13 protein-coding genes are annotated in these 13,469 nt (G+C 71.2%); all 13 read right to left on the bottom strand.

All coding sequences use genetic code 11. From position 1 onward, the window contains the following. Window positions 1–4: 4 nt before the first annotated feature. On the bottom strand, window positions 5–1,219 hold the full coding sequence (locus tag O0S08_RS33070; protein ID WP_269033410.1) for a hypothetical protein: 1,215 nt from the start codon (window positions 1,217–1,219) through the stop codon (window positions 5–7). A 36-nt stretch (window positions 1,220–1,255) separates the two neighbouring features. Next, complete coding sequence (locus tag O0S08_RS33065; RefSeq protein ID WP_269033409.1) at window positions 1,256–3,790, bottom strand: hypothetical protein; 2,535 nt, start codon at window positions 3,788–3,790, stop codon at window positions 1,256–1,258. Further along, window positions 3,780–5,273, bottom strand: coding sequence for a baseplate J/gp47 family protein (locus O0S08_RS33060; RefSeq protein WP_269033408.1), 1,494 nt, complete (start codon window positions 5,271–5,273; stop codon window positions 3,780–3,782). The genes O0S08_RS33065 and O0S08_RS33060 overlap by 11 nt, the downstream gene beginning before the upstream one ends. Window positions 5,274–5,291: 18 nt before the next feature. Continuing rightward, window positions 5,292–5,672 carry a GPW/gp25 family protein gene (locus O0S08_RS33055; protein WP_269033407.1) on the bottom strand — a complete coding sequence of 127 codons (381 nt, stop codon included), beginning with the start codon at window positions 5,670–5,672 and terminating at the stop codon, window positions 5,292–5,294. A 30-nt stretch (window positions 5,673–5,702) separates the two neighbouring features. Beyond that, on the bottom strand, window positions 5,703–6,461 hold the full coding sequence (locus O0S08_RS33050; protein ID WP_269033406.1) for a phage baseplate assembly protein V: 759 nt from the start codon (window positions 6,459–6,461) through the stop codon (window positions 5,703–5,705). 3 nt (window positions 6,462–6,464) lie between these two features. After that, complete coding sequence (locus O0S08_RS33045; RefSeq protein ID WP_269033405.1) at window positions 6,465–7,598, bottom strand: phage late control D family protein; 1,134 nt, start codon at window positions 7,596–7,598, stop codon at window positions 6,465–6,467. 3 nt (window positions 7,599–7,601) lie between these two features. Then, window positions 7,602–7,895 carry a LysM peptidoglycan-binding domain-containing protein gene (locus tag O0S08_RS33040; protein ID WP_269033404.1) on the bottom strand — a complete coding sequence of 98 codons (294 nt, stop codon included), beginning with the start codon at window positions 7,893–7,895 and terminating at the stop codon, window positions 7,602–7,604. Between the two features lie 7 nt (window positions 7,896–7,902). After that, complete coding sequence (locus O0S08_RS33035) at window positions 7,903–8,490, bottom strand: CIS tube protein (protein WP_269033402.1); 588 nt, start codon at window positions 8,488–8,490, stop codon at window positions 7,903–7,905. 21 nt (window positions 8,491–8,511) lie between these two features. Beyond that, window positions 8,512–9,747, bottom strand: a complete 1,236-nt coding sequence (locus tag O0S08_RS33030) for a hypothetical protein (RefSeq protein ID WP_269033400.1) — start codon at window positions 9,745–9,747, stop codon at window positions 8,512–8,514. Between the two features lie 187 nt (window positions 9,748–9,934). Further along, entirely contained in the window at window positions 9,935–10,696 is a 762-nt protein-coding gene (locus O0S08_RS33025; protein ID WP_269033399.1) for a T4 family baseplate hub assembly chaperone, read from the bottom strand. Between the two features lie 31 nt (window positions 10,697–10,727). Then, complete coding sequence (locus O0S08_RS33020; RefSeq protein ID WP_269033397.1) at window positions 10,728–11,189, bottom strand: phage tail protein; 462 nt, start codon at window positions 11,187–11,189, stop codon at window positions 10,728–10,730. 21 nt (window positions 11,190–11,210) lie between these two features. After that, complete coding sequence (locus tag O0S08_RS33015) at window positions 11,211–12,710, bottom strand: phage tail sheath C-terminal domain-containing protein (protein WP_269033396.1); 1,500 nt, start codon at window positions 12,708–12,710, stop codon at window positions 11,211–11,213. 72 nt (window positions 12,711–12,782) lie between these two features. After that, entirely contained in the window at window positions 12,783–13,379 is a 597-nt protein-coding gene (locus O0S08_RS33010; protein ID WP_269033395.1) for a Pvc16 family protein, read from the bottom strand. Between the last annotated feature and the right edge of the window lie 90 nt (window positions 13,380–13,469).

Below are 13,469 nucleotides of genomic sequence, written 5' to 3'. Positions count from 1 at the left end.
GCGTTCAACTGACGGTGAGCATGACGTTGCTGGTGGACCACACCGGCGTTACCTCGCTGGTGACCCGCACCCGGTACTGGCCAGCGACGGGCGCGACGGCGACGATCGAGGTCTGGGTCGGTCCGCTGATGGTCAGCGAGTTCCAGGTGCCGCCGTTCCACGGCTGGACCTGGACGTCGAGGTTGGGCGCGTCGAAGAAGGAGCCGGCGATCGTGAACGGCTGGCCGGCCACCACCGGATTGGGCGTGAACGGGCTTACGACCTGGATCGCGGCCGAACCGAGGACGCGATGGGCCGGGCTGGTGACGCTGCCGAGCGCGGTCGTCACGACGAACCAGAGGTCGCCCTTCGGCGCGTTCTCGGGGATCCGCACGGTGATCGAATTGGCGAGCGGCTCGCCGACGATCGGCAGGGTGAAGGAGTTGCCGAGCTTGACGCTGACGCTGCCGAGGTCGAAGTTTCGCCCGTACAGCACGACGGTGCGGGTCGGGTAGCTGGTCGCCTTGTCGAACGGGCGCGTCGGCGAGAAGGCCGGCTGGAGCGCAGTCCTCACCATGGTGATGTCGGCCTCGAGGGCGTCGACCCGTTGCACGAGGTCGGCGAGGTTGAGCCGCCGCACCCGCAGGTCCTCGATCTGGACCAGGGTCGGACCCTCGCGGGTGACGAGCGCGAGGGGGCAGCGCGCGTGCCCCTGCGCCGCCGGCGGGACCTGGTCGGAGCCCTCGACGACCTCGACGCGCCACGCGACCCGGAGCCGGATCGACGTCGGGATGCCGATGTCGGCGAGGTTGCCGAGGTCGATCGCGGGGTCGGCGTCGGTCGCGACCTCTTGCAGCCACACGTCGAGGTAGACGACGTCGACGCGGAGCTGTCCGACCGGCGGCAGGGTCAGCAGCGGCGCGCCGACCTGCCCGGCGTAGCTGCTGGTGACGCCGGCCCGCGCCTGCAAGCCGCCGACGAGCATGATGCCCGCGCCGATCAGGAGGTCGGTGCCTTGAGGGTTCGCGGCGGTGATCTGGAACGAGCCGTCGTCGCCGGGCGCGACGCCGTCGCCGACGTAGCCCTGGATGATCTTGCGCAGGTTGGCGCCGACCAGGTCGCCGAGCAGGTTGACGTCCCGATCGAGCAGCGGGACGTTCTGCTCGATCCGCACGCCGACGTACCCCTTCGCCAGGTTGGTCGCCAGCACCTCGTCCGGGTCTCTCGAAAAGTTACCCATGGTCTCTCCTTCGTATCGCTCTCGGCCGCGCGCGGCTCAGGTGACCGGGTCCATGCCGGCGAACCAGACGATTCGCACCGTGGCCGGACGGTACGGCTCGATGAAGTCCTGGACGTGCTGCAGCTTGTCGGCCACGAGCGGGTCGTCCTGAGGGACGGTGAAGTGAACCCCGACGGTGTCGGTCGCGTACCAATCCGCGAGGTCGCGGCCGGTGTCGTAGGTGTAGTGATTCCAGTCGGTGACGGTGCCGAGCGCCGCGAGCGCGGCCGGATCGGCGGTGTTGAAGGTGCGCGAGGCGAACGCCTCGGCGCGGTGTTGCGAGCGCCAGGCGGTGAACAGCCCGAGGTTCCACGGGACCGCGGCCGGCTCCTTGGCGGCCACCATGTGCTTGTTCGGGTGCGGCTGGCCGTTGATCTGTTGTTCGACCTGGACCGGCTCGGTCCACGCGCCGCCGACGAATTCGCGGGTCCAGATCTGCCAGTTGCCGCGGCGGTTGGAGTGCCAGTAGAGGCGCAGGCGGTTCTGCAGGAGCACGGCGCAGGGGGCCTCGTCGCGAGAGGCGAGGCCGGGCGGGCCGGGGAGCTCGACGGGCGGGCTCCACTGATCGTCGCCCTCGAGATTGGCGCCGAGCACCGATTCGTAGAGCTTGCAGCCGTCGGCGGTGGTGGCGCTCCAGAACAGGTGGACGGCGCCGTTTTGATCGAGCGCGGCCGCGGGCATCTGGTCGGCGACGGCGGCGGTGGTGATCCGTCGCGGCTCGCTCCACACGCTGCCGGTCCGCGTGCGCGCCCAGATGTCGCACGGCCCGCGCCGGCTCGACTGCCAGAACAGCCACAGGCGCCCGCCGGGCTCGCGGACGGCGGCAGGGTTGCGGTCGTCGGCCGCGTGGTCGGTCAGCCGCTCCGCGGCGCCGATCGGGCCGAGCTGCCCGCCCTGGTAATTCTTCGGCAAGGTCCGCGTCCAGATGTCCCAGGTGCCGGCGCGGTTGGAGCTCCAGAACAGGCGGAGGTTGGCGCCGTCGACGAGCGCGGCGGGGCACTCGTCGGCGATCTGCGGATCGCTGATGCCGTCGAACACGGCCACCAGCTGGGCCGGGAAGCCGAGGAGCGGCCAGCGAGCCCACAGCTCCCGCCGGCCGCCGACGGTGAGCTGGTGCCAGAACATCCACAGCTGCTGGAAGTCGCCGATCACCAGCGCGGGCCGGCCGGCGAGCCGCGGGGGGTTGGGGTTGACGACCGCGACGGCCTGGCCGAACACCTCGCCGTCGGGGCTGCTCCCGGTCCAGACGTCCCACTCGCGGGTCGGGCGGGCGTTGGTGAAGAACACGTTGTCGGCGAATTCGCGGATCGTGAACGACCAGCCGAGCGCGCGCGGGATCAGGGCCTTGAGGCCGCCCACGGTGCCGACGCGGGCGAACAGCTCGCTGGCGAACAGGACGTCGTTGCGCTGCACGCCGCCGGTGCTGGTGCGGTCGACGTCCCAGCCGATCCAGCGCGCGAGTCGCGGGACGGCGGCCATGTCGACCTGGAACAGGTCGTTGCGGCGCTGCAGGCCCTCTGCGCTGCCGCGAGCGTGGTCGAGCGCGCCGCCGAAGATCTGCAGGAATCGCCGCAGCTGACCCTGGCCGGTGACGGCGGGGTCGGGCTCGTCGTAGGTGCGGTGGATCGCCGGCAGCTGGCGGTAGAGGCGCTCGGCCTCGCCGAACTCGCCGGTCGCCAGGGCGGAGGCGACGGCGGCGGGCGGCGCCGCGTATTGCGGGCCGTCCTCGCCCGGCTGGGGGTCGAGGAACAGCGCGTAATAATAATAGGACTGCGGGTCGAGGCCGGCCGGGGCGCCGGCGCGCGAGGGCGCCGCGTCGGCCAGCTCGACCGCCAGCGACCACACGCCGCGGTCGGCGTCCAGGCGGTTGACGATCGTGCCCGCGAGCAGGGTCTGGTCGCCGCGCGTCCAGGTGAAGGCGGCCTGGTACTGGCCCTGGGCGCCGCCCGTGAGCTCGAGGTCGGCGCGCCACTCCTCCTCGACGTCGTAATACACGGTGACGGGGGGCTGGCCGTCCGGGGTGAAGGTCAGGCGCCTGGCCTGCCCGGGCTCGATCCAGAAGGCGGCGCGGCCGAGGTAATCGTCGCCGGCGTAATAATCGGTGTTGAAGATCGTGGACAGCCCGAATTGCTGGACCGACTGCGCGGCGTTGGTGACGCCCGTGAAGCGGAACGAGCGCAGCTGGGTGCCGTTCCAGATGTCCAGGTGCACGTGGCTCGGCGAGGTCGACAGCGCCTCGGGCGGCGGCGCGGTCGGGTGGGCCTCCCACAGCTCGAATTCGACGAGGCCGCCGTCGACCGCGGTGTTGGCGGTCAGGCCGCGCAAACGGCGGCAGAACAGCGCGGGCGCGGCCGGGTCGCCGAGCTGGCGGTGGGCGTCGAAGAGGACGAACCCGCCGCCCGGCGCGGCAGCGGCGTGGTCGAGCTTGCGGACGACGCGGACCCCGGGGATCGGATCGAGGTAGCCGCGCGCGTGCTCGGCGGTCACGACGAGCCGACGCGCGTGGAGGTCTTGCAGCACCTCAAAGGACATCGCTCTTGCCTCCGGTGATCTCGAGGTCCTGGTCGGCGAGGCCGAGCGACAGCGGGATCTCGCCGTAGCCGAACTTGAGCGCGCCGCCGGTGTCGTTGGGGCCGCCGGCGACGCCGAAGTGGGTCACGGTCACGCCGGCGACGCCCTCGATCGATTCGATCGCCTCGTAGACCTTGCTGACGTACAGGGTGTCGGCGAAGTCGACGTTGTCGAAGCTCCACAGCGCGCGGATGGCCTCCTTCACGCGCGCGCGCACCTCGGTGCGGTAGAAGTACGGCTCGACCTCGACCTTGGCCGCGAGGGCCACGGGGACGTAGACGGGGTCGCGGAGGTCGAGGAGGGTGGTGAGCATGCGCTTGCCGTCGAGGTAGGCGCGCAGGTCGTCCTTCAGCAGGTCGTTGGGGTAGCCGCCACCGGCCGGGGCGACCCACAGCTCGACGCGGTTGCCGACCGCGCGGGCGCGGGCCTTGGCGACGCCGAAGCTGCGCGCGTGGGCCTCGAAGTCGGCGGCGGTGACGGCCCGACCCATCGAGCGGTACTGCCGCGGGGCCCGCTGGACCGCGTCGGCGATGGCCTCGCTGGCGGCCCCGCCGCTGCCCGGCGCCTCGTTGTAGACCCGCTCGAGCTGCGGGATCGCGGGCGACACGTCGGTGATCGTCCGCGCCGGGACGTTGCCCTTGACGCCGCCGCCGATCGCGTAGGCGGCGAGCAGGTTGTTGCGGCCGCGCGCCGGCGGCTTGCCGCGCACGCCGTCGCCGAACTCGATCCACGCGACGTCGTTCTCGTCGCGGCGGACCGCGTAGTGCTCGTCGGTGCCGACGCTGTCGAGCAGGGTGTCGACGCGCCGCCAGATCTTCTGGAACGGCTGCATCACCGTGATCTCGAGCGTGCCGTCGATCAGCGGCTTGCGGGCGAGCGGCAGCCGCTGGCGCGGGCCGCCGTCGGAGGAGCCGAGGATCTCGCCGGTCACCATGAGATCGACCTGGACCACCGGGAGCGGCGCGAACATCCGGTGCTGCTTGCCGTCGACGGTGACCAGCGGCAGCGCGCCGACGTCGAGCGTGAGGGGCGTGCGCAGGTAACGGAAGAGGATCGGGGCGCCGGTGGCCTTGGCGGTGGTGGCGAAGCCCGCGCCCTTGGGGATCTGGACCTGGCCGGCGGCGTCCTTGTTGAACAGCAGGGTGAGGTCGGCGTAGGCCGGCTGCGGCGGGCGCAGCTCGTAGCCGATCAGGCGCAGCAGGTTGACGACGCTGCGCCGCTCCTGGGCCGTCTCGAGGTAGCTCTCGCCGGCGACGCGGTCGAGGTAATAGAACAGGGCGTCGCCCATCGCGGCGAACAGCTCGACGAGGGCGACGCCGAGGTCGTTGGGCGAGTGGTCGGTCCACTCGGGCAGGCGCTCGCGCGCCAGCTCGAGCAGGGCGCCGCGCAGCGATTCGTAGTCGATGCTCGTGTAGTCGATCCGCGGTCGTGGTTTGGTCGTCATGGGTGCACCTCCCGTCGGTCAGAGCTGGCCCGTCCCGAAGGGCACGGAGAAGGTCTGGACTTGCCTCGTGCTGCGCACGATGTATTTGATTCGCAGGAGCAGGGTCTCGCCGTCCTGGGTGACGCGCACCTCCTGCAGGATGATCCGCGGCTCGAGCCGCCCGAGCGACTTGGCGACCTGGTGCTGCACCACGCCGCGGAGGACCTCGTTGTTCGGGTCGTGGACGAGCTGCTGCAGCCCGCCGCCGTAGCCGCGCCGCATGATCCGCTCGCCCATGCCGGTGAGCAGGATGTGGGCGATGTTCTCGCGCAGCTTGTCGTCGCCGGTCTGCGCGGCCACGCTGCCGGAGTCCGGGTCGATGCGGAACGGGAAGGCGAATCCTCGGATGGTTTCGGTCACAGGAGACTCCTCGGGTCGCGCGTGGCGCGGTCACCCAGGCAATTGCGAGACGAAATACGGTGCGACGAGCTCGGTCGCCTGGGTGGCGGCGGCGTTCGGCGCCGAATGGACGTGGGCGGTCAACCAGTCGATGATCGGCTTCAATACGACGAGTTGGCCGTTGAGGGTGGTGCCGCCCGACTCCATGGTGAAGTGGTGGCCGCCGGCCTCGAGGCGGATGCCCTGATTGTCGAGGGTGATCTTGCTGCTGCCGCAGGCGAGGACGATCGCGTCGCTCTTCAGCTGCAGCGAGACGGAGGCGCCGCACTTGAGCTCGACGCCGTCCTTGTTCATCGTCAGGACGTGCTCGTTCGGGTCCTGCAAGACGACGCGCTCGGAGCCGGCGGTGTCGTCGAGGCACAGCACGTGGCCGGCGACGCTGCGGAGGAGGCGCTGGTCGGCGGTGGGCTGCTCGCCCTCGGGGGTGGCGGGCGCGGCCTCCTCGGGGTACCAGGCGCCGGTCCAGATCGGGTGGGTGAGGTCGCCGGCGACGAACTCGACCCATACCGCGGCCTCGACGTCGGGGACGAAGAACACGCCCGGGGGGAGGCACGGGCGCGCGATGCACTCCATCGGCCGCACCGCGGCGGGGTTGCCGGGGTCGCGCTCCTGGAAGAACGCGACCTGCACGAGGATCGAGCCCGGCACCTCGGCGTCCGCGGGGGCGTTGTCCTTGACCGTCCCCGGGTACTTTCCGTGGTGCTGCCCGCGACCCTGGGCGCCGAGACCTTGTTGCAGCTCGTCGAACATCATTCACCTCTGGCAGTCGAATTCGGTGCGGTAGCCGCCGAGCCCCACGCTGTGCTTGACGCGGGACACGTACCAGCGGCCGGAGAAGCGCCCGCCGACGTCGAGGAGCTCGACGAGGGTGCGGGCGCGGAGGCGCGGCAGGCCGGCGGACCCGCCGGTGGCGGACATGCCGAGCGCGCGGGTGCTGACCCAGTTGTCGGCCTTGAGCCGCAGCTCGGCCGTGGTGGTGAGCGCGGGCTTCGAGCGGTCGTGCTCGACGCCGTCCTCCGCGAGCCGGAGCTTGCGGATCTCGGCGGCGGCGGCCGGCGCGGCGTCGATGAGCTGCTGTAGCAGCGCGCGCTTGGTCGGGTCGGCGATCGCGGCGAGGTTCTCGGCGAGGAAGGGGTCGTCGACGACGCCCGGCGAGCGCGGCTCGACGGTGATCGGGTCGAGCGGCTTGCCGGTCTTGCGATCGACGCCGGTGAGGACGTAGGGGATCTCGGACCGGCGCGCGTCGACGGTGGCGTCGAACTCGTCGAGCACGTCCGGCACGCCGCACCGGCCGTGGTACAGCTGCAGCTCGGGCTCCGCCTGCACGAGCTGCGACTTGCCGGCGAAGTGGACCCGCTCGTCGCCCGGCCGCTGCTCGACGTAGAGGACGCAGCCGTACTCGTCGCACAGCTGCGACAGGAACTTGAGGTCGGTCGTGCCCTCCTGGACCGCCTTGACGTCGGGGTCGGGGCTGATCTCGAGCGCCGGCTCGCCGAACCCGTACGGCGCCAGCACGTCCTTCACCACCGTCGACAGCGGCTTCTCGTCCCAGCGGCGCGTCGTCTTGTGCGTGCCCAGCTCCGCCGATCGATCGAGCGCGCGGACCGTCAGCTCCGGGGCGCTCGCGCGCGGGACGTTCATGTCGACGCTGTAGATCCGGCCGCGGAAGACGACGGCGTGCTCGACGTCGGTGCCGAACGACAGCTCGATCTTCATGCCCTCCTGCAGGGCGTGGCTGAAGACCTTGTGGCCGTCGGGCACCTGCAGCGACAGCTGGTCGGGCCGGGTGTCGTCCTGCTCCCAGGTGAACGCCGCGAGGTCGCGCGACAGGTCGTAGCTGGCCCCGCCGCTGGTCACGAGGACCTGATAGAAGAGGGTGTCCGCCATGCGTCACTCCGTGGGCGCCGGCGCGGCGGTGAGCGGGGGGATCACGAGCGTGTCGCCGGCGCGCCAGTCGGCGGGGTGCCGCGCCGGGTTGGCGTCGGCGATCCGCCACCACAGCTCCTCGCGGCCGTAGTACTGCTTCGCCAGCTGATCGAGGGTCTCCTCGCCGACGAGCACGTGGTTGATGCTGCCGGTCGCGACGTCGGGCGCAGGCGCCGGGCGCTGGGCGACGTAGGGCCCGCGGTCGGGGTCGACCAGGAGCTCGAGGCGGTGATAACGAGAGGTGACCGAGAGGGGCATGGCGCTCCTAGAACAGGCTGATGTTTTGCAGGCCGAGCGCCGCCAGGACGTTGCGGTGCTGCTTGTCGAGCTCGTACAGCGCGTTGCCCTCGGACTCGTCGACCGCGATCGTGACCGAGACGTCGGCCCGCACCGGGGCCAGCGCGCTGTTGAATTGCGTCTCGGTGATCTGCATCTCGACGATCGTGCCCTCGAGGATCTTGGTGCCGAAGCCGAAGTAGCAGGTCGGCGGCGCGGCCAGCTTCATGCCGCCTGGGGCGCCGCCGGAGAACGTCGCCCACGCGTCGGCCTTGGGGTAGAGGAACGAGCGCAGCTTGGCCAGCTCGGTGCTGATGCCGTTGTCGACCCCGGTCGGGTTGATGACGTTGAGCCCCTGCTCGAGGCCGTGGAGCTTGAACGACACCGAGATGATGCGATCGCCGCCGCCGACGTAGAACTTGCCGGGGGCGTTGCCGCACAGCGACGAATTGCGGTCGACGTAGGTGACCTTCTTGTTGTCGCTGACCGATTGTGGGTTGTACTGGAATGTAAACACCAGCGGCGGGATCATGTCGATGTTGGCGATGAATCCGCGGAGCACTTGCAGCTGTTCCATGACATCCTCACAGTCGCGGGCTCATGCGAGTTCGCCGCCGCGCAGGCGTTCGTATTGCTCGATGCGCCGCATCATGACCATCAAGCGGCGCACCCCTTGTTCGCTGAAGACCTCGGGCGCGGGCGCGGACGCGGGCGCGGGGGCCGGCGCCGGCGGGGGCTTGCTCGGCGCGAGCGCCCGCGCGACCCGCTCGGTCACTGTCCGCTCGACGACCCGATCGATCGCGCGTAGCAGCTGCGGGAGCTCCATCGGCGCGCCGGCCAGCGTCGGGCGCAGCGGCGGCTCGCCGGGGAGCGCGGGGCCGTCGCGCCCGACCCTCGTGCCTCCCTCGGCCCACGGGAGGGCCGGCAGCGGCTGGAGCTGCGCGGGCCCGCCAGGCGCGCGGTCGGAGCGGCGCGGCGGGGCGGCGACGGGCGCCGCGACGGGCGGCGCCGCGGCCCGCGACGCGGGGTCGTACGCGCGCGCGGGGACGGGAGCAGGCAGCTCGATCGCCGCGGGGGACGCGACGGCCGGCGGGGCCGCGGCGGTGGCCGGCAGCGCTGCAGCCCCGGGGCGGGGGACGAGCGGCCAGGTGTGATCGACGCGCGGCGACGAGCCGCTCGCCGGCAGGTCGCGGGCGGCCGCGATCGGGCGGGAGCCCGCGGGCACCGGCAGGGCCCACCGTGGCTCGCTGGGCGCCGTGTGGACGACGCCGGCGCTCGCGGCGGGACCGGGCGCCGGGGGACGGGGGGCGGCCGCTCCGGCCGGCGCAGGGGCGGCCGTGGCGGGCGGCGCGGGAGCGAGCGCCGGCGCGGTCGGGGCCGGCGGGGTCGGGGCCGGCGGGGTCGGGGCCGGTCGCTGCATCGCCGACCAGCGCGGCGCCGCGCCGACATCGCGGGACGGCGGGCTCGTGGCCTCGGCGTGGCGCAGTGGCAGCGGCAGGCTCGCGCCGGCCAGCGGCGCCTCGACCTGTCCCGAAGGACTGGTGGGAGCGGAGGCCGGCGAGCGCGGGCCGTCGGCCGGGGTCAGGCCCCAGAGCAGCAGCGACGCCAGCGGCAGCGACGCCCAGGCGAGCGCGGGGTCCTCGACGGTCACCCGGCGCGCCCTGGCGGCGCGACCGAGGCCGAGGAAGGGCAGGCACGCGAGCCTCCGCGGGCCCGGGGCCGCCGCCGCGCGGGAGCGGCGAGCGAGGAGCAGCACCCCGGCGCTCGCGAGCGGCGCGTCGAGGTCGGCCGCGCTCGCGGTCCGTCGATTCGCGCTGTCGTCCGTGATCGTCATACGATTCACCTTCGCTCCCATCGCGCGTTGAACTCCTCCATCGCGGCGTTGTTCGCCTCGATGCGCTCCGCGAGCATGTGCACGTAGGCGCGCCGCTCGCTCGGTTCCATGGCCATCAGTTCGCCGTAGGGCCAGTGGAGGTGATAGGCCAGGTAGAAGATCTCCTGTCGGAGGCGAACGCCGCCACCTAGCCGAGGTCGAAAAAACCCGAGACCTCCAGCGTCGTCTTGAACGAATCGCCGCAGCGGCCGCACGTGACAGTGCGGCGGAAGTCGACCCCGGGGCTGTCGTCGTCGAGCGCGCGGTAGATCGCCCGCCTGTCGCCGAGGGTCAGGTCGCGCAGGATCTTGAGGCCGTAGGCCTCCAGCGTCGCCCGGCGCAGGGACCCGAACGATTGGATGCAGCGCAGGACCAGGGCGTCGCGGGCGCGCAGCGGGTCGTCGGTCATCTCGGCGATGAACTCCTCGTCGTCGCCGCGGGGCAGGCGGAGCTCCAGCGCCTGGTGCGTGACGCCCTCGCCGTCGCGCCAGCCGTCGGCGAGCTCGACGTGCAGGGTGGTGCGGAGCGGGCCGTCGCCGGCGCGGCGGACCGCGAGTCGGCCGAGGTCCTCGGTGACCGCGATGTCGGCCCCGCAGCCGCGGCAGGCGTAGCGGCAGGGCACCTCGTCGCCGAGGGTGACCCGGCGGATCTGCACCACCAGGAAGTTGCGGTCGGCGGAGAACATCCGCGACACCAGCGGGCCCGGGGCCTCGGGGCCGTCGACGAATCGCACGAGGCAGCCCTTGATCAGCTCGGTGACGAGCCGACCGGCGGACAGGCTCGAGTCGTAGAACAGCGCCTCCTCGTGGCCGCGCATCTTCTGGAGGACGACCCGGCGGTGCACCCGACCGGCGTCGTCCACCCATCCGAGCGGCAGCTCGACCTCGAATTCTCGCCTCGGTAGGCTCATGGTCCCGTCCCTCCGCCGCAAGCCGGCCCGCTCAGACCCGGTACATCCGCTCGATCGCCAGCACGAGCGTCTGCTTCATCAGCCCGGAGGTGGAGGCGTCGAGGTCGGAGAACCGCGACGACTTGATCCACGCGCCCTCGAAGGCGAAGCGCATGACCTCCTTGCCGAACTGGCGCTTGACGACCGAGCCGTTGCGCCGCAGCTTCGAGCCGACGCCGGTGCCGTCGAGCTTGAACATCTCCTGGAACCACTTCTGGAACGCCGCGTCGGCCGCGGTGCCGTCCATGTTGCGCTCGAGGGTCAGATCGCCGTACTTGACGATGCCCGAGCTGATCTTGTGGACGACGTTCGAGCCGCCGTCGGGTTGATCGATCGCGTCGATCTCGCCCTCGGAGAGCCCGCTGACCTTGGTGATCCCCGGGCTCTCGATCCCCTCGATCTCGACCACGAATTCGTGCGTACGATACGCCTCGGTGAACGCTACAGTTGCCATGACCGTGCTCCTCTCCTCGTATTAGCCTTCGCTCGCCGTCGGCCCGCCCTCTTGCTGGCCCACGGTGATGATGAACGTCTCGGCCGGGCGCGAGGGGTAGAAGTAGACCTCGACGTTGAGGATGCCCAGCTTGACGTTGTCGCTCGGGTTGTTCGCGCTGTCGCACTGGACCGAGAACACCTCGTCCGGCGACCCCGGGCCGAACGCGCCCCGGCGCCACAGGTTCATCAGGAACGGGGTCACCGCGTTGTGCTTGACCTTGTTCCACAGCACCTCGTCGTTCGGCTCGTACACGACCCAGCGCAGGCCGCTCTTGAGCGAGCTCTTGACGAAGTTGAACAGCAGGCGGACGTTGATGAACTGCCACAGCGTGCTGCTGCTGAGGGTGCGGGCGCTGTCGATGACGATGCCCTGCCCGGAGATGAAGCGGACCGCGTTGACGCCCGAGCCCTTGACGAGGATCGTGTGCGAGGGGTCGGAGATGTGGTGGCGGACGTCGAGCGCGCCCTGGACGCGGGCGGCGACCCCGGCGGGGGCCTTCCACACGCCGCGCTCGCGCTCGGTGCGGGCCATGACGCCGAGCACGTGGCCGGTCGCGGGGATCCAGCGGCTGGTGCCGATCGGGTCGTTGATGCGGATGTAGGGCCAATACACCGCGCCGTAGATGTTGTTGCCGCGCAGGTTGGTCGTGAACGCCTGCGCCCCGGCCATGTCGACGTCGCCGGCGTCGCTGACGAAGATGCAATCGCCGCGGAGGGCGCAATAGTCGGCCCCCGCGAGCGCGAAGTCGGCGGTCGAGCACTCGGGGCAGGCCAGCAGCTGGATGTCGATGGTGTCGTAGAGGGGGAGCGCCGCGGAGCACAGGTCCTCCAGCGCGTCCGCGTCGGGCGCGTCCTGCGTGCCGTCTTTCAGCGCCAGCGTCTCCGCGACGAGCACCCCGCCGTTGACGGTCGCGTCGAAGGCGATGACGATGTACTTCGAGCCGCTGAACTCGTCGTTGACCGTGTCGGCCGCGGCGGCGCTGGCCGGCAGGTGGTCCCAGACCTCGACCTGGCGGCCCTCGAAGCTCACGGTGAGGTCGAACGAGCCCACGGTCTCCGGCGCCACGGGGGCGTGGTAGGCGACGGCGACGCTGATCTTGTTGCCCCACGCGCCCGGGTCGGTCTGGCCCCTGTAGGCGGCGGTGATGGTGAGCGGGCCCTCTTCCTCATCGCCGTCGGTGGAGGTCACGGTCGCGGCGACGCCGGTGCCGAACACGCGGGTCACGTAGGCGACCGCGCCGCCGTTGTCGAAGAAGCCCTTGAGCGCGTAGGCGCCGAAGTAATTGTCGTGGGCGTCGGCCTTCTTCACGTAGCCGCCGAAGTACTCGAGGAACTCGGAGAAGTTGGTGACCAGCCGGACCTTCCCCGGGACCCCGCGCTTGGTGCGAACGATGAAGCCCGCCACCGACGTCGCCGCGCCCTGAATGCTCGGCGTCGCCCGCCCATCGACTTCTCTGAGATTGATTCCAATGTTGTCCATCACCTCTCTCCATTTCAGGCCGAAAAGGCCGTGGGTAGCCGCGGCCCGCAGGCCGCCCGATAGCTCTGGTGTTCACCGGTGGTCGACGCCGACCGTGATCGCGGTCGGCTTTTCGACCATTTCTGCGTCCGTGGGCACCGCGTCGGGCAGCATGCCGAGGGTGATCACGTAATTGAGCGACGGCTTGAGCTTCTGGTCGAGCGCGCTCCAGAACTCCGGCAGGTTGCGCACGCCCTCCTGGGACGCGACGATGCCGGGAAACGGCGCCATCTGCTCGACGAGGGCGCCCTGCAGGACCTCGTCCGGGATCTTCGGGAAGCGCAGGAACAGCTGGAGGAGCTGGCTGAGCAGCCGGTGCTCCTCGAACACGGCGCCGGTCAGCGCCGGGCTCCACGCGGTGATGCAATAGGCGCAGTCGATCCGCGCCGGCGGCCTCACCCGCGCCCGCTTCTTCTGGTCGGCGCTCTGGACCAATATCGGCTCGTTCGTCGCCGCCGCCATGTTCTGGCGGATGTCGTAGAGGTAGCAATTCACCGTCAAAGCGTCGAGCTGCGCCCGCCAACCGGCGTCCGGCAGGTCGAACGAGACCGTCGCGCCGGCCAGCTCCGAGTTCGCCGGCGCGAAGGTCTCGATCAATTCCTTGATGGTATTGTCCAGATCCAGAATCATCGTCCATCCCCGAGCTTCACCCGAGCGTCACGGATCGCGCGCGGCCCATCGGCCGCACGCAGACGCGCGCTCTTGCCATCGCAACGCCTC

This window comes from Nannocystis punicea, assembly GCF_026965555.1.
In the GTDB taxonomy this organism is placed as follows: Bacteria; Myxococcota_A; Polyangia; order Nannocystales; family Nannocystaceae; genus Nannocystis; species Nannocystis punicea.
This window is presented reverse-complemented; position numbering and strand designations above follow the sequence as displayed.